The sequence below is a fragment of the Photobacterium minamisatsumaniensis genome (assembly GCF_050336695.1).
Taxonomy (GTDB): Bacteria; Pseudomonadota; Gammaproteobacteria; order Enterobacterales; family Vibrionaceae; genus Photobacterium; species Photobacterium minamisatsumaniensis.
Genome location: NZ_JAKJSI010000024.1, coordinates 94,405 through 114,341, shown reverse-complemented (window position 1 = coordinate 114,341; position 19,937 = coordinate 94,405). Strand labels below are relative to the sequence as shown.

Sequence of the window (19,937 nt, the reverse complement as noted above, 5' to 3'; positions counted from 1 at the left end):
GTTACAGTGCTTGGATATAGAAAGCTTTATAGGCGCGATAAAGCTCATGAATATCGAACTTAGAAGACAGCTCGAAGGGAGAGTGCATAGATAGCAAAGCAGCACCAGCATCAATGGTGTTAATGCCATAATGAGCAAGGTATTTAGCCACAGTACCACCACCACCTTCATCGACTTTGCCAAGCAGGCCGGTTTGCCATTTGATTTCGGTGTCATCGAATATACGGCGCAGAGTCGCGACATATTCTGCGTCGGCATCATTCGATGCGACTTTACCGCCATGGCCGGTGTACTTGGTGAGAACAAGGCCGTAGCCTAATTTGGAGGCATTTTGTTCGTCATGAACCGAGTCAAATAATGGATTTAGTCCTGCATTCACATCTGAAGATAAGGCGTATGATTGCCACAGACACCTGCGCAGTAGTTGATCGTTATATCGCTCACCGGCTTGACGGATCAATAGCTCACCAGTGAAGTATTCTAAATAACGAGATTCAAGCCCAGTGGCACCGGATGAGCCAATTTCTTCTTTATCAACCAAGAAGCACACTGCTGTTTGCTCTGGCGTATCGATATCGAATATTGCTTCTAATGAGGTATAGGCACATATGCGATCATCTTGGCCGTAAGCACCAATTAGGCCCTGATCAAGGCCGACATCACGGGCTTTACCTGCTGGGACAAGCATTAGCTCGGCAGAAATGAAGTCAGGTTCGCTGATTTCGTATTTTTCGAATAGCTTGATCAATACGTGCCGTTTGACGGTCTCTTTAATTTTTTCGTCATCAAAAGACATTGGTACAGAACCGATAATGATTTGAAGCTCTTCGCCTTTTAATACTTCATCGGCTTTACGTTCACGCTGTACCTTGCGGTCAAGGTGCGGAAGGAGATCTGGAATGGTGAAAACCGGATCAGAGTCATCTTCGCCTATAGCAATATTTACTTTACGGCCTGATTTGGTTACCACAACACCGTGCAATGCTAGCGGACGAGAAGCCCATTGGTACTTTTTAATACCGCCATAATAATGAGTACGCATCATCGCGAGCTCATTTTTTTCGTGAAGAGGGTTGGGCTTCAAATCTAATCGTGGGGAATCTATGTGGGAAACAACGTAACGAATACCATCACTGATTGGACGTTGGCCAATAACAGCAAGCACGACATTCTTTTGGCGATTAATAAAATACACTTTGTCGCCGGTAGTTAATTGATCAAACTCGGTGAATGGGCGAAATCCGTGCTGCTCTGCTTGAGCAATGGCAACCGCGACGCATTGTCTTTCTGTTTTTCCCAAATTTAAAAAGTGTTTGTAGTCTTCACAGAAGTGGTTAATTTCATCAGCTCTTTTTTTATTTATATCTAGCCAACCATTTGTGAATTTAAGCGTTTCCATTGCCTTACTCCGCATCTGTTAATGATTATTCGCTGCGGAGGTTATCATTCTGCTTGGTGGTTTGTTTGTGAGTATGATCTGCTTATTGATATAAAAAATGCAAAATAAAACACTTATTTAATGAGTGTTTTGTAAATAAACATTCTGAAAAATAAGTAATCGAGTGCTTGGGAATAAAAATCAGTTTAAATGATTGTTTAGTGAGGTTTGTAATAAACATTTACTGGAAATGCAGGGAAGCGGAATACACCTTTGAATAAAGAAAGTGAACAATATTGATAGAAATTGAATATTACAAAGTATGAAAAACAAGAGTAATTACAAGCCGTGATACATGTCTTTACTCAGAAAAAGAATACAATAGTTATCTYTACTTTTTGCATTAGTTTTTCTTATGACTAGGTGTAAGTCTCTATTGTAATGAAAAATAGAAACAACAAGAAAAGCTAAGATCCCTCAATATTTCCAGATTGCTTAAAGATGTAGCTTTGTGGTGACTATATGCGTAAATATTTCCAATAGTAGCATGTCTATTGTCTTTTATATTCCATTTGGTTATGTTTTAGTGATCTCATATGGCTTTTTGTGTGGCTTAATTATGATTCAAGTATCATAATTTCATTCGATGCAGAATTTTGTGCTGGAATTGGGCTTTGCTCACAAAAAAATAAACATTACTAATTATAATCACCTACAAGTCGAGTGGATAAGAAGATTTACCTAGCTAGAAATAAAATACAGATTTAAATAACTGGCTGGGTTTTTGATTGCAGCTCATTATATGTAGGTTTATTGTTTTTACGGTTGTTAATGTCGCCTGTTACTAATTACCTAACCAATGAAGTTGTCGAAAAACTGATTTGTTTTTGATGTGCCCTTTTATTTATTGGAATGATGGGCATGTGGTCGTGAAATAGCAATCGGTGAATTATATGTCAGAGCTATACGATGTCATCATTATTGGTGGCGGTGCTGGTGGTATGTCAGCTGGAGTTTATGCCGCACGCGGTAAAATGAAAACTCTAATTTTAGAAGATAAGCGTAATACAGGCGGCCAAGCCGCAACAACCAGTGAAATGGAAAACTACCCAGGGATTGTTGAAGCAACAGGCCCACAATTAATGGATATGTTCCGTGAGCACTGTAATAAGTTTGGTGTTGAGTTTGCGCGTGGATTAGTTTCAGAAATAACCATTGCTGATGACGGCTTTATTAAAACGCTGAAAACCAATAAAGGCGAAGAATACCAAGCGAAGAGCATTATTGTCGCAACAGGCGCAACACCTCGTATTCTTGGCATCACTGGTGAGTCTGAATTCCGTGGTAAGGGCGTTTCGTATTGTGCAACTTGCGATGCTGACTTTTATGAAGAGCTAGATGTTGTGGTTGTTGGCTCGGGTAATACTGCCGTTGAAGAGTCGGTGTTCCTGACAAAGTTTGTAAACAAAGTCACCATGGTTGTTCTTCATGATCAGGGCATTCTGGATGCGGATCGCACCGCACAGGAACAAGCATTTGCCAACGATAAGATTGAATTTGTTTGGAATTCGGTAGTTGAAGAAATCTGCGGTGATGAATTAGTCAACGGCGTTAAGCTCAAAAACCTGAAAACAGGTGAGATAACCGAGCTAGCTACAGATGGGGTCTTCATGTTTGTCGGTACAGTACCAAAGACCGACTTCATTAAAGAGCAAGTGGCGTTAACACCGCAAGGTTATGTGCTTACCAACGAAAAACAAGAAACAAACGTACCGGGTATTTTTGCGGTTGGTGATGTAACTGACAAATTCCTTCGTCAGGTGGTTACCGCAGCAGGTGATGGTGCTGTAGCAGCCGTGGCTGCTGACCGCTATATCGAAGAAGAAGAAAACTGGCGTAAATCAGTATCTGAATTCGGTGGTACAGCAATGGTGGCTTTCTGGAACCCGCTAAGCAAAGAAAGTTTAGAGGTGATTAACCAGCTTGAGTTGAACTGCAAAGATAACCCCGATCAGCGTGTTGTGACTATTGATACTTACAAGAGCCAGAATATTGCGAGTCGATTCTCGGTATCTGAAGTGCCTGTTGTGATCCGATTTGACGCTGGGCAGGAAGCCAAGCGAGTAGATGTTAAGGATATTACCGAGTTAGAAACTCTGTATTAAGGGAAACGCAATGATCGAACTAACCAAAGAAAACTTTGATGCTGAAGTAAAAGTTGATGGCATCGTATTGGTGGATTTCTGGAGCGAAAACTGTGGCCGCTGCATTGAACTAATGCCAGAAGTCATGGAGCTAGCTGAGAAATACGGCAATGAAATCAAGTTCTGCAAGCTGAATATTCAGGGTAACCGTCGCTTGGCGATGGCGCAGAAAGTGATGGGCTTACCTTCTTTTGTTTTCTACAAAAATGGCGAGAAAGTCGAACATCTTTCTGGTGAAGAGCTAGAAATGGAAGACGTTGAAAGCACAGTAGAAAGCTTTATTGCTGAAACCGCGTAAGCGTGTTTGGCCTGGCATTTAATAGGATGCCAAATTGAATTTGTTTTTAATAGGCAACAGCCTGTTGGCACAAATATAAGCCTTTTCTAGCAATTACTTTTTTGAAGTAATGACTAAAAGAAAGTGCTTTATAAAAATCCATGTGACTCGGTAAGAAGGCAAAGCTAACGAACTGACGAGCATGATCTTAGTAATCTGTACCCTTGGAGTGAACAATGCTCAAAGATAAGAAAGTTATTATCTTGGGAGACAGAGACGGTGTACCAGGACAAGCAATTGAAGCTTGTATCAAATCTGCTGGTGCGCATGTTCTTTTCTCTACAACTGAGTGTTTCGTCTGAACCAGCGCAGGTGCTATGGATCTGGAAAATCAAAAGAGGATCAAAGGTTTTGCTGACGAGTTCGGCCCAGAGAATCTGGTTATCGTACTTGGTGGTGCAGAAGCAGAAGCTTCTGGCCTAGCATGTGAAACCGTAACAAACGGCGATCCTACTTTTGCCGGACCATTAGCCGGAGTCCAGTTGGGACTCTCTTGTTATCATGTGGTTGAGCCGGAAATTAAAGACAATGTGGATGCTGACGTCTATGACGAACAGATAAGCATGATGGAAATGGTACTTGATGTCGATGCCATCGTGGCAGAGGTTAAAGAGTATCGTGAGCAATTTGGAATGTATGTTTAATCGGGAGAAAGATTGTGTTCGCTAATAAAACAGTGATCATTCTTGGAGACCGCGATGGCGTACCTGGGCAGGCAATCGAAGCTTGCATGAAAACCACAGGTGCTCACGTTGCTTTCTCTACTACAGAATGTTTCGTCTGAACAAGCGCTGGCGCAATGGATCTTGAGAACCAAAAGCGGATTAAAACACTTGCAGAGGAAAAAGGCGCAGAGAATCTCGTTGTGATTCTTGGCGGCGCAGAAGCAGAAGCTTCTGGCCTAGCATGTGAAACCGTCACCATGGGTGATCCGACTTTTGCAGGACCATTGGCGGGAGTCCAGTTAGGACTTTCTTGTTATCACGTGGTTGAAGACGAAGTTAAAGAAGCTGTCGATCCAGCTGTTTATGAAGAACAGGTTGGAATGATGGAAATGGTACTTGATGTCGATGCTATCAAAGCGGAAATGCAACAATACCGCAGCGAAACTGCATTAGCATAAGTATATCTCAATGCTGGTTCGGATCTGTTTATAAACAGGCAGGTTCGAACCTACTATCCGGCTCGGATGCAGGAGTAACAATGGGATACGCAGTAATTAAAGGCGTGAGTTATGTACTCGCCCATACCCCAGATGTGTTGATTCAACACGGTTCAGTGCAAGTTCAGTCGCGGGCGAAAGACCCGTCAGACAGCTACTTGCAGCAGTTAAAAGACCACCTTCGTCCGTTTGAAGATGTGGTGTCATACCCTGCTAACCAGTGCTATATCGGTAACTTAACCCCACAACAATTGGCCGATATTCCCCAGCCCTGGTATGAGAATAAAGAACATAGCTCTCACCAAGGTAAGTTTGGTGAAATCTATAGCCAACCTCAGTTTTATGCCCTGTTGAACCATGTCGATGTGTTCAATTTGGTTCATCTGACTCAAGAATTTATAGACACTTATCAATCAACGGTAAGTCACCATGCGCTTTATGGCGATGATGTTGACTTGTTGGCAGGCCACCTGATCATCACTAAAGATGAGATCTTGGCACTGGTTGAACACCATCAGGCGGAAGTGCTGATGATGAACGGTGAGCTGGTTGGTTGTGTGAAAGCCGCCCATGATGAAGATGAAAACTTATCGGCTCATATCATGCTTGAAAACCTATGTGCGAAAGCATCAGGTGTGATGGCAGCAATACACCTGAAGCAACAGGGCATTGAACTCGATAAAGTCGATTATCTTATTGAATGCTCTGAAGAAGCGTGTGGTGATATTAACCAGCGTGGTGGCGGTAACTTTGCCAAAGCGATTGGTGAAGCTGTTGGCTGTAATAGTGCGACAGGCTCTGACGTCCGTGGTTTCTGTGCCGCACCTGCCCATGCTATGACTTTGGCTGCAGCATTGGTGAAGTCTGGTGTGTTTAAGAATGTAATGGTTGTCGCTGGCGGCGCAGTTGCGAAACTGGGTATGAATGGCCGCGATCATGTTAAAAACAACATGCCAGTACTGGAAGATTGTTTAGCTGGTTTTGCCTGCATGGTGACAGAAAACGACGGTGTTAGCCCTGAAATCAATACTGACATCGTTGGCCGTCATCAAATCGGTACAGGTTCATCACCACAGGCAGTAATGACGGCATTAATTGCCGCACCATTGAAAGCTGCTGGCATGAAGATGACCGATATCGACAAATATTCGGTGGAAATGCAAAACCCTGAGATCACCAAGCCAGCTGGTGCAGGTAATGTTCCGGAATCTAACTACAAGATGATTGCGGCATTAGCGGTCAAAGAAGGCCAGATGGAGCGCACTCAACTCCCTGCTTTTGTCCAGCAGCATGGCATGACAGGTTTTGCGCCAACCCAAGGTCATATTCCATCAGGTGTTCCATTCCTTGGCTTTGGCCGAGAAATGATAGCCAGTGGTGAAATTAACAATTTCATGATGGTCGGTAAAGGCAGTTTGTTCCTGGGTCGTATGACCAACCTGTTCGATGGTTTGAGCTTTGTGGTTCAAAAGAACAGCGGTAAGCCGGAAGAAGTCTTCGACGAACATCAAGTTAAACAGGTTGTGGCGCAAGCAATGCGCGACGTGGCTGAGAATTTACTGACCCCTAAACAGGGTAAGTAGTAATCGGAGGTTGCGATGGCGAATATCAATCAACAACTGTCCGACACATTTTCTGCCATGGCTGACGGCCTGCTTAGTGGGCAGTTTGGTAAAAAAATCCGTATTGGTTTGACTTTGGTCGGTAGTGAGCATGGTCCGAAAGAGTTACTACGTGGCGCACAATTAGTCGCAAGGCAGCACAGTGATATCGAGCCAGTACTGATTGGCTGTGATGATCCCGAGTGCGGGTTTGAATGTCACGCTGCTGCAGATTTGAATGAATGCCACCAAGTAATGGAAGCGTTGTTTGAATCTAAGAAAATCGACGGCTGTGTGACGTTGCACTACGCCTTCCCACTAGGTGTGAGTACCATGGGCAAGGTAGTTACACCGGGCAATGGCAGTGAGATGATCATTGCATCAACCACTGGTACGACAGACACCAACCGCCAGGCCGCATTGCTAAAAAACACCCTTTACGGGATAGCACTTGCAAAAGCCTCAGGTATTAAAAAGCCAACGGTTGGCGTACTCAATATTGATGGTGCTGCGCTGTGTGAACGCGGTCTACGTGAGCTCCAACAAGCCGGTTATGACATTCACTTTGCGGAGTCTGGTCGCGCTGATGGTGGTATTGCCATGCGCGGTAACGATTTACTGCAAGGCACACCAGATGTCATGGTGACTGACAGCCTAACCGGTAACTTGTTGATGAAAATGTTCTCTTCTTTCACCACGGGTGGCAGCTACGAAGCATCAGGTTTTGGCTACGGCCCTGGCTTAGGTGACGGTGCCGCTGGCAAGCTGGTGAATATCATCTCTAGGGCGTCGGGTGCACCGGTGGTGGCAGGAGCCATCAGATTGTGTGCAGATGCTGCGAAAGGAGAGGTGATGAAGCGAGTGGACGAAGAGTGGGAAGCAGCAACACTATCTGGCTTGAACAGCATACTGGCGAAATATTGCCAGCCAAAAGAAGCGGTTGAAGCGAAGGAAGAAATTGCAGCTCCACCAGAAAAAGTCACAGATTCTGAGATCGGCGGCATTGATATCCTTGAGATTGAAGACGCTTGTCAGGCGCTATGGAAAGCGAACATTTTTGCGCGTACCGGCATGGGTTGTACAGGCCCAATTGTTCTGGTCGCAAGAGATGACTTAGATAAGGCAAAAGCGGTATTGGTTGAGACCAAATATATCGGCTGATGCCAAGCATTTTAAAGTGCTAGATAATTTTGCAACACTTAAACCGAAATATTCATTGAGCACAAAATCGATGTTTGAGAGTCGTGCTCTTACCGTCCCTTATAAGGAATTAGCGATGACAGATACAGTAGTACGTCTGACGCAGATGACCAAAAAAGCTGGGTGAGCTGCGAAAATAGGCCCTAAGGCCATGGCGCAGGTTCTGCAGTCCATTTCACCCCTTTTTCCCGAACAAGAGTATCCCGATCTGATGGTGGGGTTGACGGTAAGTGACGACGCTGCCGTTTACAAAATCAACGATGATGTAGCTGTAATTCAGACATTGGATTTCTTTACTCCTATTGTCGATGATCCCTATGACTTTGGCGCCATTGCTGCTGCCAACGCATTAAGCGATGTGTATGCCATGGGTGGTCAGGTTACGTTGGCGATGAACATCTTTTGTGTTCCTCGAGATCTTCCACAAGACATTGTTGGCCAAATCCTTAAAGGTGGCGCGGAGAAAGTCCGTGAAGCTGGCGCGGTGTTGGTGGGCGGTCATACCGTGGAAGACGATGAGCCAAAATTCGGTTTATCAGTGATGGGTACAATTCATCCTTCAAAAGTGCAAACCAAGGCCGCAGTTGAAAGTGGCGATGTCTTGGTGTTAACCAAACCGATTGGTACCGGGTTGATTTCAACCGCTGCAAAACGGGGTAAGGCGAGTCAAGAGGCGATACAAACCTCAACTGACAGTATGAAAAAGCTTAACCGTAAAGCAGCTGAGATATTTGTCCGTTACCCAGTGAAAGCATGTACCGATGTAACAGGCTATTCACTGCTAGGCCATGCGTTAGAAATGGCAGAGAAGAGTGACGTTTGCATGCACTTTAATGCCAGTCAGGTGCCGTTTTTACCGGAAGCTGAAGACTACGCTGCACAGGGTTTATTCCCAGGTGGTGCCAAGCGTAACCTCGAGGCTTACCGTGACGATTTGGCGTTTGACTCTGAGTTAGATGAAAGTTGGCAGCAAAAACTCTGTTGTCCGGAAACCTCCGGAGGGTTGCTTGCTGCTGTCCCGCAAGATTGTCTGGACGCTTTATTAACTGAATTTAGTAATAGTAAAGAACCCTGTTGGGTCGTTGGATTCGCTGAAGCTGGCCAAGGCATTAAGGTGTCTTGAGCCTAGCTCAACGGAACAGAAACCCAATTGACGCTTGTTTGGAGAAATAAATGAAACTCGAACTAGGCAATATTCACGTTCGTGATCTGGCGTTCGGGCCAGTAAGCGAAGTTAAAGAAAACACTGTGACTATCGATCAGCAAGCCCTAACCGGCTACTTGTCAGAACTTGATCACCGTATCACCTCAATTGAACTCTCAATTGCAAAACCTGGCGATAGTATCCGTATTATGCCTGTTAAAGATGCAATTGAGCCTCGAGTGAAAGTCAACGGTGGTGGGAGCATTTTCCCTGGTCGTCATCTTGGTGAAGAAGATATGGTGGGTGAAGGCCGTACTCATGTATTAAAAGGCATGGCGGTTGTCACTACAGGTGAGGTTGTTGGCTTCCAGGAAGGTATCCTGGATATGAGCGGCCCTGGTGCGGATTACACCCCATTCTCTTCAACCATGAACCTCGTGATTCAGTGTGAAGTAGATGAGTCGTGTAACCAGTATGATCACGAAGGTGTTCTTCGTGTCGTTGGGCTTGAAGCGGGGCGTTGGATTGGTCAGTTGGCGGCTGATATTGAGCCAGACGAGATTCAGACTTACGAAACAAAACCGCTGCTAGAGCAGGCGGCTGAGTATCCTAACCTGCCCAAAGTGGGTTATGTTTACATGCTGCAAAGCCAAGGCCTACTACACGATAGCTACTATTACGGTGTTGATGTAAAAGGTATTCTTCCTACACTGATGTACCCAACTGAAGTGATGGACGGTGCAATCATCAGCGGTAACTGTGTATCGGCTTGTGACAAAAACACCAGTTATGTACACCAGAATAGCCCAGTAATTTACGACCTATATCGTCACCACGGCTCGAAGTACAACTTCATGGGCGCTATCGTGACTAACGAAAACGTGACGCTACGTGATAAAGAACGCTCTTCAAACTTTGTTGTGAAACTTGCAAAGCAAATGGGTTGGGATGCCGCCATCGTGAGTGAAGAAGGCTTTGGTAACCCAGATGCCGATCTGATGATGAACTGTGCAAAATTAGAAGCAGCAGGCATTCAAACCGTGTTGCTAACCGATGAGTACGCTGGCCAGAACGGTGAAAGCCAGTCTTTAGCGGATTCTCATAAGAGCGCTGATGCGGTTGTCACTAACGGTAATGCTAACCAACTTGTGACATTACCAGCGATGGACAAAGTGATCGGTCATGACCGCTACGCTGATATGGTTGCCGGTGGTTTCCAAGGCAGCTTGCATGAAGATGGCTCTATCACGGTTGAACTACAAGCTATTCTTAGCGCAACCAGTGAACTTGGTTTCCATCACCTCACCACCAAAGCAAGCTAAGCGAGGATACTCACATGACATTGAAAGTAGTTTATTACTTGAACCAATTTTTCGCCCAAAAAGGTGGCGAAGAGATGGCCCATATTCCGATGGAAGTGGTAGAAGGTACAGTTGGCGTTGGCACGCAAGTGAATACGATGCTACAGGATAAGGCTGAGATCACCCATACCATTATTTGTGGTGACTCTTACTTCAACGAGAATGAAAGCCTATGTTGCCATGGCCTTCAGGAAATTTTAGCGCAGCTAAAACCTGACTTAGTGGTTGCAGGCCCAGCCTTCAACGCAGGTCGTTATGGCATGGCTTGTGGTACGGTAGCGAAAGTGGCGCATGAGATGGGTATCACGACTATCTCGGGTATGTACCCTGAAAACCCAGGCTACGAGTTATTCCGCCAATATGCTTACATGGTTGAAACGGGTAATAGCGCAGCAAGTATGCGCAAAGCCATTCCAGCGATGGTGAATATGGTGAACCGCTTCATTGATACCGAAGGTGAAATGGGCTCACCAGAAGAAGCGGGCTATATGCCACGTGGTATCCGCGTTAACTTCTTCGCAGAAAAGCGTGGTTCAGAGCGCGCAGTTGACTTGTTGATTGCCAAATTGGCAGGCCCTGAGTTCATCACTGAATACCCAATGCCTTCGTTTGACCGTGTTGAACCTCAACCACCGATTGAAATGTTAAGCACTGCCAAGTTTGCATTGGTTACTTCTGGTGGTGTGGTGCCAAAGGGTAACCCTGACCATATTGAATCATCAAGCGCATCAAAGTACGGTGAGTACAGCATTCAAGGTTTAGAAACTTTGACTGAAGATACTCATGAAACAGCCCACGGTGGTTATGATCCTGTAGCCTGTAACCAAAACCCGAACCGAGTTCTTCCAGTTGATGTACTGCGTGACATGGAACGAGAAGGTGTTATTGGAAGCTTGCATGACATGTTCTACACCACGGTTGGTAACGGTACTTCGGTAGCGAACTCCAAAGCGTATGGTGCAGAAATTGCGATGAAACTACAGAAGGCAGGGGTGACAGCAGCTATATTCACCTCCACTTGAGGCACTTGTACTCGTTGCGGCGCAACGATGCTAAAAGAAATCGAAAAAGTAATGCCTGTAGTCCACGTTTTAACTGTCGTGCCTATCTCTAAAACCGTTGGTGCAAACCGCATCGTCCCTGCAATTGCGATCCCTCATCCACTGGGTGATCCTAAGATGCAGCCGAAAGAAGAGAAGTACGCACGTCGTCAGCTTGTAGAAAAAGCGCTAACAGCACTTCAAACCAAGATTGATGAGCAAACGGTATTCTAAACCGAGCCTTATGTAGTTTAACCATTACATAAGTTCAAGCCAGCCGGAAACGGCTGGCTTTTTTAGTGGTGTTAATTTGAACGATGCGTGCGCTAAGCCTGATATTAAAAAGGTGAAGAGCAATGTCTCACAATGGTCATTAGTGTTTAGCTCACTATTTGTTGACGACTATTTTGTGCGGCCGTACATCGTCTCAAAATGAGGGATATAATTTTCCCATAATGGTAACTCTTCACCGATGATGGACTTAAGTGTATCAATGAACAATTTTGTTTTGACGGGGGCATCTCGGTGAGGGTATACGGCATAAAAAGTACCGAAATCATCTAAGTGAAGCTGAGTCATTATCGGGATCAGCATTCCATCCAGTACTTCGTTTTCAATCATCTGCGCCGTTACAATAGCGAGGGTGTTCCCTGCGACGGCACTTTTTGTGATCATCTCTACATCATTCACTTTATAGGCAACGTTCAACTGCAAGTGCTTGCTTTCATTGTTGTTATCGAAGTACCTAAATTTATCAATCAACAACCCCGGAGCACCGTAGACCGTTGCGGGTAATGATTCCAATTGCTCAATTGTCTTGATTTCTCCGTGCTTTTTAATAAAGGCGGGGGATGCGACAATCAATAATCGGTTACGCGCTATTTTTCTGATTATCAGGCTTGAGTTTTTGGGTTTGCCGATACGAAAGCCAATATCAAATCCTTCTCTTACCATATCGACTACCCGATCCTCTAAGCGTAATTCAATATCTACATCAGGGTATTGTTGCTGGAAGGCTTGCACCGCTTGCTGAACATATTGACGCCCAAACAAGGTTGAACTGGTGATCCTCAAAACGCCTTTGGGCTCAGCATGGTAATTCTGCGCCAGTCGGTGCGTGTCATTTAACAGCGTCCGTAACAATGTCGCTTGGTTCACCATTTCATTACCCGCTGCAGTTAATGAAAGTGAGCGGGTTGTCCGGTTTAGCAAGCGTACGCCAAGCTCTTCCTCTAATCGGCTTATATGTTTTGAGATAACTGACCTATCGACATTTCTTTGGTCGGAAACCTTGGTAAATGAACCGAGTTCTATTACTTCAAGTAGCAGTAATAATCGACTAGAAAAATCCATACCCACCTTTGTTGCTATTTATGCACCAATAATGTGCCAATTTGAGCATTTTTCTTCATCGGTGACAAATTTATAGTAGCCACACAATGAGGGCCTAAACTGATTAAGCCCATCTATTCAAGTGAGGAAGACTTCATGAAAACATTATCGATTACCCATGATAACGGTATTGCAACAGTCACTATCGATAATCCGCCAGTGAATGTATTGACGATTGACTTGATCAATGAAATCAATGCCTTTGTGTTATCGCTAAAAGATATCCGCGATACAAAAGTGGTGGTTTTCAAATCACTTCATGAGCAGTTCTTCTTAGCTCACTTGGATCTAAATGTGATAAACGGCACTCAAGGGGGGCAAGCTGCATCGATTGAATTTAATCATATGATCGCTAACATCAAGGCAATGAAACAGTTATCGGTGGCCGTTGTTGACGGTGTGGCGCGTGGGGGCGGTAATGAATTCGTTATGGCGTGCGACTTGGCTTATGGCACGGAAAACGCAGCATTTGCTCAACCCGAAATTCACGTTAACATCCCAACAGGTGGTCAAGGTGCGGTGCAATTTGCAAGAAGAATGGGTAAAAACAAGGCGTTACAGGCATTGCTTCTTGGCAATGACTTTACGGCCCAGCAAGCAGAAGCGTTGAATATTATTACTCAGTATGTACCTAAGGCGGAAATAGAAGCCTTCCTGACCCAGACTCTTGGTGTCATGAGCCAATTGGAAATTCGCGACATTGTGATGTACAAAGAGATCATAGAGACCTCTATTAAAGATGAAAACGCTGGCACGGAATTGGAGTTACGCTACTTCTTGGAACGCGCAAAGGAGATGAAAACTCAAGCCATCATCGAAGCATTTCTAAAGCATGGCGGGCAGACTGAGCGTGAGGCAAAAGATATTCAGGGGATTTTTGTAGACACAGCCGCAGAGCTTACCAAATAAGCAATTTAAGTCGATCCTTGTGTCATGGAATGCTGACATAAGTTAAAGCCAGCCAGAAACGGTTGGCTTTTTTATTGGCGTAAAATTATACCGACAGGTACTTCTTTACCACGTTGAGATACTCAGCTTTTACGTGCAAATGTTATCAAAAAGATGCGATCATGTGGTGCTTTGGGGGGGTGATATTTTGAGCTGATATGTACTTTAATTTCGAATTCTCAGCCTTTATGGGATCTCGTCATTGTGGCGAGGTAACGTAAAGTTACTTCACGTTACGCTTGGGTAATAACTTGTTAGTGTGTGTAATTGTGCGACTTGTGAAAAGGTGTGACTCAACCTATCTTGATAAGGTGCTCAATAGTTATTAATCAAGATGAAGCCATAAATATGAAAAAGTTACTGCTATCCGTTTTATTATCAACCGTTGTTGCCGCTCCAGCATTCGCATTAACAGATGCTGAATTACAAGATGCTATGACCAAGAAGTTAGAAGTTCAGTTAGAAGATAAAGCCGTTGCTGCTTATGCTGCTGAATTCTTGATGGATAATATTTTGACTTGGAAGGGCGAAGAGCTTCCATTGAATGAAGCAGACAGTATTTTAGCTTATGCATTTGGTAACCGTGTTCTAGAAAATGGTAATCAAATACCAGGACCAATGAACGAAGCGCTAGCAGATACAGTCGTTGAAATTTACGAGCAAACAGGTAAGCCTGTATACGCGCAGTGGGAAATTGCGCAATCTATCGGTGACCGTATTCCAGCAGAGCACCTGACTTCAATTAACCCTCATATTGCTGCAGATGGCTCATTGACTTACCTAAGTACTAACGGTGTTGCCATTGAGGCAGTAAAAATGTCGGGTGGTGATTTAGGTAAAACAGTTGTTGTTGGCTTCTACGAGCATAGCCTGCGTACTATCACGACATCTCAGCGTATGGGTATTGATGCCTATGCACCTGCTGGTATTGAGCTACCACACCAATACGACGAACAGTCAGGCCAAGCTTGGACTCGTGATGCGAAGACATTTGTTATGCACGAAATCAGTAACCGAGCGGCAAATGAGCGAACGTTGAAAATTGAAGAGACACTCGCTAAGTAGTTTGCTGTGGTTTAAACAATCTCCGAGGTCAATGTGTTTTCTGCTTAGAGAACCATAATTTACGGTTAGATTATCATAATGCTAAGAGCAGCCGACTAGGCTGCTTATTTTATCGTTGAATGCCCCGCAGGTTGCGAAAACATACTCCTGAGATTAATTTATCATCACTACTTTTTCCTGAACTTCGCTCTTCGTAGCAAGATTTTTTCTAGATCTTGAATGGCTGTTGATAGCTTAATCCCACTGGTGATGAACCCATACTCATGGAACAGTATGGAAGGGATACGCTTCAGATTATACTTGTAGCAATCAGCAGCAGTTGTGATGACGACCTCTACACTGGCGATATCAATATCATGCATCCAATTCAGCTGATGTTCTGAACAAACAACTGTCACTCGGCCTACCTGCTCTGCCTTGCAAGTATCATTATGCATTGAATGTTGAGGCTGAATATTAGACATGCCATCCCTTAAAAATCGTGTACTTGGGTATAATTATTCTACTGTCTTTTTAATGAGTTAAAGTTAGAGTTATGTCATTTGATGTGATGTGAGGCATTAGCTAATTTCACAAGCACTTCACGGAGTTGGCAAAGTGTGAACAGTGAAAGGTGTAGTAAAGAGGTTGTTTATTGAAGAAAGACAACCCCTTTAGAAGAAGATTAGATTAAACGACGGCCGCTTGATATTCCGCAAATCGTATTCCCAGCGCACTAAGACTTGATTTGACGAGTTGTAGATCAATAAATTGAAAATCACTATTTTGCTTATCTGGAAACTGGCGGTGTATTTTTGATGCTGTCAGCGTTAGGTGTTCTGGATTCGGTGTGCAGAGGATTTGGTAACGCTCGATCGCTTGCTCTATGGTATTTAGCGACTCCATGTCTAACCCTTGCTGCTGATTGAAAATCACAATGCTACGATAAGGTGTCTCGTGGGGTTTTACACTGCCCGCGAGAGGATGTGATACAAGCTTTGCCCCAAGGTGTACTTTATCGCGAGTAAACTTAAGCACATCATCGATATGATCGCGGTGAGTGATTTTAATATGTGTTGATAAATTCGCTAAACTTAAGTTATTGCTAATTATCTCTAATTTGTCGTATCTCACAGTTGTGCCTGTCTATCCTTGTCTAAAACATAATTATATTTTTATTACGAGATGATAAATGCGCTTTGGCTCTTGTTTTATTAATTAATAACATATTACTTATGTGTTAGTTATTAAATCTTATATTCCATTTTATATAAATTAAGTTAAATGTGAAATAAATGTGCTATAAGTGTTTTTAAATGTGGTTTTTTATCTATCGATTAGCCTTTATGATATTTTATTAATGTTATACAAAGCACATTATAAGCTTATAATTGCATACGATTTTAATTTTGCCTGCATGCTCACGAAATTTGACTCATATACTTTTAAATCATCGAGTTAGATATTATAGTTGCTCCATCAAACGCGGAAGTGGATGGGGTCTGGTGGCCCTCCCGGTCTTCAAAACCGACGTGAGCTGAATAGGCTTTGGCAGGTTCGATTCCTGCTCCTTCCGCCAACTCTTTTATAACTAAGTGTATGGCGTAAATATTCACTTAGTAACTTTAAATATTAAAACATGACGATGAATTGAGAATAACCTGAAATAATATTCATGTTTTATTCAGGGTTTTAAGATTATGGTGGAATATTAACTACCACTGAAATTATAAATTCAATTGTACGTTATACATGCCCCCCTTAATTCGATAAAGCCCGATTAATTATTCTTATAGTTGGTGGTAATAAAAGACCAACTATTTACTTAATTTTTTAATCTTAATGGGGCTTTATATTATGGCCGTAAGCACCTTATCTTCGATCCCTCAGATTGATAAAATCCTTCAACAAGCCTTTCTTGCCGCTTATATCGAACGATTGAGCCGTCCTATGGTGGCCGACATCATACGTGACCAAGTGAATACCTATAAAAAGGCGCACCTCCAGACCCCTGAAGCTAACCCATTTTCGTTAGAGCAGCTTTATCATCATATTGAGCGTGGTTGTTGGTTGGTTAATCAGCAGCGCCTTCAGCGGGTGATTAACGGCACTGGTGTTATTGTTCATACTAACCTAGGCCGCTCACCGTTAGATGCCGATTTGTGGCAAAGTGTGAGTGAGGTAAACACTCATTATAATAACCTTGAAATCGATTTAGGTACGGGTAAGCGAGGGAAGCGGAAAGGGCTGCTGCAAGCGTTAATGCAACACTTAGTAAAGGGAGAAGACACGTTGGTTGTCAATAACAATGCTTCTTCTATCTACTTGATGCTACATGAGCTCGCCAAAGGCAAAGAAGTGATTGTTTCTCGTGGTGAGCAAATTCAAATAGGCGGAGGCTTCAGAATTCCCGATATCCTTGCTTTATCGGGGGCTAAATTGGTTGAAGTCGGCACGACGAATATCACGACAACACAAGATTATTTGGACGCCATTACTGATGATACGGCGATGGTACTCATTGTTCATACCTCAAATTTCAAGATCCGTGGCTTTACGGAATCTGCCGATGTGAAAGAGTTAGCTCAAGCACTGCCTGAGCATGTGGTACTGGCCGTTGACCAAGGCTCAGGTACAACAACAGAAGTTATGCCTGATGAGCCAACGGTGGCAAGTTATATTCAAGCTGGCGCTGATATTGTGTGTTTTTCTGGCGACAAAATTCTTGGTGGCCCGCAAGCGGGTTTAATAACTGGCAAGCAATCGCTGATTCATCAGCTAGAGAAAAATCCGATGATGCGAGCATTCCGTCCAAGTCGCATTGTTTACTCATTGCTTGAAGAGCTCGTCGTTCGCAAACTCAATCTGCTTGATAGCGGTAAAGGTGTGGCTGAAGTTAAACGCCAAGCCGATTTGTCTGCGATTGAGCAGCGTGCTCATCGATTGGCTGAAGATTTTGGGGATCAGGTAACGGTAGTACGTTCTGAAATGACCGTAGGTGGTGGATCGCTGCCCGATCAGAGTGATCCGTCTTGGTCGATAGAGATCGAGCCGAATGCTGGCCGTTTCAAGCCCGAAAAGTTACTGCAGGTGATGCGAAATTGGCCATTATCGGTGATTGGGGTTATTAAGCACGACAGAGTGCAGTTGAACATGGCAACTATCAGCAATGATGAAGTGTTTTATTTACGTAGCCAGCTGGCGGAGGTGTTGCAATGAGCTACGTTGTAGGCACTGCTGGGCATGTAGATCATGGCAAGTCAGCGTTGATCAAAGCATTAACCGGTATAGAGACGGCGCACTTACCGCAAGAAAAGAAGCGAGGGATGACCATCGATCTTGGCTTTGCGTATTTCAAGCACCCCAACGGCGAGCCTGTTGGGGTTATTGATGTTCCGGGGCATGAACGCTTTATACGCAATATGGTAGCAGGGGTGTGGAGCCTTGATATGGTGTTGTTTGTTGTGTCAGCCGATGAAGGCTGGATGCAAATGTCGACTGACCATCTTAAGGTTATTGCATCAATGGGGATTGAAAATGTCACCTTGGTGATCACCAAATCTGATTTGGTCGATAACGATATGCTGGCGCTGGTGGAAGAAGAAGCCCTTGAGCAGTTCCTTGAGCTTGCAGGTTTTATTCCTGACTCTATGGTGGTTTCTGCTCATCAGAACAAGGGTATTGACCAGCTTCGCCATCATATCTGTAACAAGCTCGATAGTATGGTGGATGACCGCGATGTGGGGATTGATGAGAAGCGTGGGGCACACCTTTATATCGACCGTGTATTTACCGTCAATGGAGTTGGCACTACGGTAACTGGTAGCCTGTGCGGCGGTGAATTCCGCGTTGGTCAGAAACTGATCATGCAGCCTTCTGGTCGAGAAGTACAAGTCAAAAGCTTACAGTCTTATCACCAGAGCATTGATACTGCCCTTCCGGTATCACGGGTGGCGATTGGCCTAAAAGGGGTAAAGAAAAAAGAAGTTGAGCGGGGGTTCTGTCTGGTTGAGGCGAGAGATGCACCATTTGTCACCAACGAGATCATTATCCGTTTAGACAGCTTATTATTTAAGGATTATTTACCTGGAAAGCAGTCTAGAAACAACAGTGAAGTTGAAGTCGCTTTTGGATCGTTTAATACCCTAGCGAAGATCTTTGTGTTCAAAGGAACGAATCTGGCCAGATTACGTTTGAAAGAGTCTGCCTGTTGCTTTTGGAACCAGCGAGCCTTGTTAATTCAACATGGTGGCAGTCGGATTTTAAACTGCGGTGCAGTTGTTTGGTCTGGTGCGGTTGAAAAGCAGCATCGTCAGAAACTGTATGAGCTTTTAATGGCAATGCCCGATCACCCTGCATGGGAAGATTATGTCACCATTAATATGGCGATGTACGGTTATGCTAAGCGCGGTGAGCAGACACTGGATGAATCAGGCTATAAGGTCTGTGATGATTGGCTATTTACGGAAGAATGCTTCAAAACAACCTTCCAGCAAATTGAGCAGATCTTCCAGCAAGAGCAGATTGATATGCCGGTTAATGAGCTAAGTGGCAAGTGTCAGATAGCCATACCGCCACTTTCGGCCTTGCTCGGCTCATTAGCGGCAGAAGGATTGTTACGTAAAAATGGCGAGCTATACTCGCTTGGTTCAGGCAAAGATGAAGCTCAACTATCTGCGACGGCGAAAAAAATTCTCGATCGTATGATCCAAGCTGGTAAGCAAGGTTATGAGGCTGAAAAAGAGAAAATTCCAGGCGCACAAAAAGAGTTGAGAAATCTTGTCCGCTTGGGCTTTGCCGTGCCGATGGAAGGTAAGATTTTCTATGAGAAATCCTTGTATGAAGGATTGATAAAAGATCTACTTACTGGATATAGCGAGAGCGAACGGTTTGCCATCGCTGCTGCGAGGGAGCGCACAGGCCTTTCCCGTAAGTATTTGATCCCAGTTTTAAACCGAATGGAAGCTGATGGTTGGATTAAACGTATTGAGAATGATCGCTTAGTGCTAAGGGCACTTGAACCAGAGTGTGTTTGATTGTTAGCTGGTTATTAACATTGTTATGAACCCTAAGCGTAAGACCTAGGGTTCATATTCACCGATGAAAATTGTCTTAAATTTTCAGGG

The 19,937-nt window shown here is 44.2% G+C and carries 17 protein-coding genes and 1 tRNA gene; 14 read left to right on the top strand and 4 right to left on the bottom strand.

Annotation, left to right across the window (positions count from 1 at the left end; all coding sequences use genetic code 11):
• Nucleotide 1: 1 nt before the first annotated feature.
• The gene (locus L4D78_RS13780; protein ID WP_428467453.1) at nucleotides 2–1,399 is read right to left on the bottom strand and encodes an aminopeptidase; all 1,398 of its coding nucleotides are present in this window, start codon (nucleotides 1,397–1,399) and stop codon (nucleotides 2–4) included.
• A gap of 932 nt (nucleotides 1,400–2,331) precedes the next feature.
• On the opposite strand from L4D78_RS13780, the gene trxB reads away from it, so the two are divergent.
• From trxB to L4D78_RS13735, 9 genes are all read left to right on the top strand, one after another.
• Nucleotides 2,332–3,543 carry a thioredoxin-disulfide reductase gene (trxB, locus tag L4D78_RS13775; protein ID WP_428467452.1) on the top strand — a complete coding sequence of 404 codons (1,212 nt, stop codon included), beginning with the start codon at nucleotides 2,332–2,334 and terminating at the stop codon, nucleotides 3,541–3,543.
• Nucleotides 3,544–3,553: 10 nt separating this feature from the next.
• Nucleotides 3,554–3,880, top strand: coding sequence for a thioredoxin TrxA (gene trxA, locus L4D78_RS13770; protein WP_428467451.1), 327 nt, complete (start codon nucleotides 3,554–3,556; stop codon nucleotides 3,878–3,880).
• 215 nt (nucleotides 3,881–4,095) lie between these two features.
• Nucleotides 4,096–4,563 (top strand): glycine/sarcosine/betaine reductase complex selenoprotein A, encoded by a 468-nt coding sequence (gene grdA / locus L4D78_RS13765; protein WP_428458749.1) that lies wholly within the window; start codon nucleotides 4,096–4,098, stop codon nucleotides 4,561–4,563.
• Nucleotides 4,564–4,577: 14 nt separating this feature from the next.
• Nucleotides 4,578–5,042: a glycine/sarcosine/betaine reductase complex selenoprotein A gene (gene grdA, locus L4D78_RS13760; RefSeq protein ID WP_428458748.1), complete on the top strand. Its 465-nt coding sequence runs from the start codon at nucleotides 4,578–4,580 to the stop codon at nucleotides 5,040–5,042.
• Nucleotides 5,043–5,122: 80 nt separating this feature from the next.
• Nucleotides 5,123–6,664, top strand: a complete 1,542-nt coding sequence (gene grdC, locus L4D78_RS13755; protein WP_428467450.1) for a glycine/sarcosine/betaine reductase complex component C subunit beta — start codon at nucleotides 5,123–5,125, stop codon at nucleotides 6,662–6,664.
• Nucleotides 6,665–6,679: 15 nt separating this feature from the next.
• A complete protein-coding gene (gene grdD, locus L4D78_RS13750; protein ID WP_428467449.1) occupies nucleotides 6,680–7,843 on the top strand; it encodes a glycine/sarcosine/betaine reductase complex component C subunit alpha in 1,164 nt (387 codons plus the stop codon).
• Between the two features lie 115 nt (nucleotides 7,844–7,958).
• Nucleotides 7,959–9,005, top strand: coding sequence for a selenide, water dikinase SelD (selD, locus tag L4D78_RS13745; protein ID WP_428467448.1), 1,047 nt, complete (start codon nucleotides 7,959–7,961; stop codon nucleotides 9,003–9,005).
• Between the two features lie 50 nt (nucleotides 9,006–9,055).
• Complete coding sequence (locus L4D78_RS13740) at nucleotides 9,056–10,348, top strand: glycine/sarcosine/betaine reductase component B subunit (RefSeq protein WP_428467447.1); 1,293 nt, start codon at nucleotides 9,056–9,058, stop codon at nucleotides 10,346–10,348.
• Nucleotides 10,349–10,362: 14 nt separating this feature from the next.
• On the top strand, nucleotides 10,363–11,661 hold the full coding sequence (locus L4D78_RS13735; RefSeq protein WP_428467446.1) for a glycine/betaine/sarcosine/D-proline family reductase selenoprotein B: 1,299 nt from the start codon (nucleotides 10,363–10,365) through the stop codon (nucleotides 11,659–11,661).
• A gap of 168 nt (nucleotides 11,662–11,829) precedes the next feature.
• On the opposite strand, the gene L4D78_RS13730 is transcribed toward L4D78_RS13735, so the two are convergent.
• On the bottom strand, nucleotides 11,830–12,780 hold the full coding sequence (locus tag L4D78_RS13730; protein WP_428467445.1) for a LysR family transcriptional regulator: 951 nt from the start codon (nucleotides 12,778–12,780) through the stop codon (nucleotides 11,830–11,832).
• A gap of 135 nt (nucleotides 12,781–12,915) precedes the next feature.
• On the opposite strand from L4D78_RS13730, the gene L4D78_RS13725 reads away from it, so the two are divergent.
• Entirely contained in the window at nucleotides 12,916–13,728 is an 813-nt protein-coding gene (locus L4D78_RS13725) for an enoyl-CoA hydratase/isomerase family protein (RefSeq protein ID WP_428467444.1), read from the top strand.
• Between the two features lie 387 nt (nucleotides 13,729–14,115).
• On the top strand, nucleotides 14,116–14,832 hold the full coding sequence (locus L4D78_RS13720; protein WP_428467443.1) for a hypothetical protein: 717 nt from the start codon (nucleotides 14,116–14,118) through the stop codon (nucleotides 14,830–14,832).
• Between the two features lie 167 nt (nucleotides 14,833–14,999).
• On the opposite strand, the gene L4D78_RS13715 is transcribed toward L4D78_RS13720, so the two are convergent.
• Complete coding sequence (locus tag L4D78_RS13715) at nucleotides 15,000–15,296, bottom strand: hypothetical protein (protein WP_428467442.1); 297 nt, start codon at nucleotides 15,294–15,296, stop codon at nucleotides 15,000–15,002.
• 205 nt (nucleotides 15,297–15,501) lie between these two features.
• On the bottom strand, nucleotides 15,502–15,945 hold the full coding sequence (locus L4D78_RS13710) for a GrdX family protein (protein WP_428467441.1): 444 nt from the start codon (nucleotides 15,943–15,945) through the stop codon (nucleotides 15,502–15,504).
• A gap of 353 nt (nucleotides 15,946–16,298) precedes the next feature.
• Between L4D78_RS13710 and L4D78_RS13705 the strand changes: the two genes are divergently transcribed.
• The 3 genes from L4D78_RS13705 (at nucleotide 16,299) to selB (ending at nucleotide 19,847) form a co-directional block, all read left to right on the top strand.
• A tRNA-Sec gene (locus L4D78_RS13705) sits at nucleotides 16,299–16,390 on the top strand.
• Nucleotides 16,391–16,668: 278 nt separating this feature from the next.
• Entirely contained in the window at nucleotides 16,669–18,030 is a 1,362-nt protein-coding gene (gene selA / locus L4D78_RS13700) for an L-seryl-tRNA(Sec) selenium transferase (RefSeq protein ID WP_428467440.1), read from the top strand.
• Nucleotides 18,027–19,847 (top strand): selenocysteine-specific translation elongation factor, encoded by a 1,821-nt coding sequence (selB, locus tag L4D78_RS13695; protein ID WP_428467439.1) that lies wholly within the window; start codon nucleotides 18,027–18,029, stop codon nucleotides 19,845–19,847. Before selA ends, selB begins: the two co-directional genes overlap by 4 nt.
• Nucleotides 19,848–19,937: the final 90 nt, after the last annotated feature.

What these genes read in the sequence shown, in the direction of transcription:
- L4D78_RS13780 (WP_428467453.1), bottom strand. Translation starts at nt 1,399, where the DNA reads ATGGAAACGCTTAAATTCACAAATGGTTGGCTAGATATAAATAAAAAA.
- trxB (WP_428467452.1), top strand. Translation starts at nt 2,332, where the DNA reads ATGTCAGAGCTATACGATGTCATCATTATTGGTGGCGGTGCTGGTGGT.
- trxA (WP_428467451.1), top strand. Translation starts at nt 3,554, where the DNA reads ATGATCGAACTAACCAAAGAAAACTTTGATGCTGAAGTAAAAGTTGAT.
- grdC (WP_428467450.1), top strand. Translation starts at nt 5,123, where the DNA reads ATGGGATACGCAGTAATTAAAGGCGTGAGTTATGTACTCGCCCATACC.
- grdD (WP_428467449.1), top strand. Translation starts at nt 6,680, where the DNA reads ATGGCGAATATCAATCAACAACTGTCCGACACATTTTCTGCCATGGCT.
- L4D78_RS13740 (WP_428467447.1), top strand. Translation starts at nt 9,056, where the DNA reads ATGAAACTCGAACTAGGCAATATTCACGTTCGTGATCTGGCGTTCGGG.
- L4D78_RS13730 (WP_428467445.1), bottom strand. Translation starts at nt 12,780, where the DNA reads ATGGATTTTTCTAGTCGATTATTACTGCTACTTGAAGTAATAGAACTC.
- L4D78_RS13725 (WP_428467444.1), top strand. Translation starts at nt 12,916, where the DNA reads ATGAAAACATTATCGATTACCCATGATAACGGTATTGCAACAGTCACT.
- L4D78_RS13720 (WP_428467443.1), top strand. Translation starts at nt 14,116, where the DNA reads ATGAAAAAGTTACTGCTATCCGTTTTATTATCAACCGTTGTTGCCGCT.
- L4D78_RS13715 (WP_428467442.1), bottom strand. Translation starts at nt 15,296, where the DNA reads ATGTCTAATATTCAGCCTCAACATTCAATGCATAATGATACTTGCAAG.
- selA (WP_428467440.1), top strand. Translation starts at nt 16,669, where the DNA reads ATGGCCGTAAGCACCTTATCTTCGATCCCTCAGATTGATAAAATCCTT.
- selB (WP_428467439.1), top strand. Translation starts at nt 18,027, where the DNA reads ATGAGCTACGTTGTAGGCACTGCTGGGCATGTAGATCATGGCAAGTCA.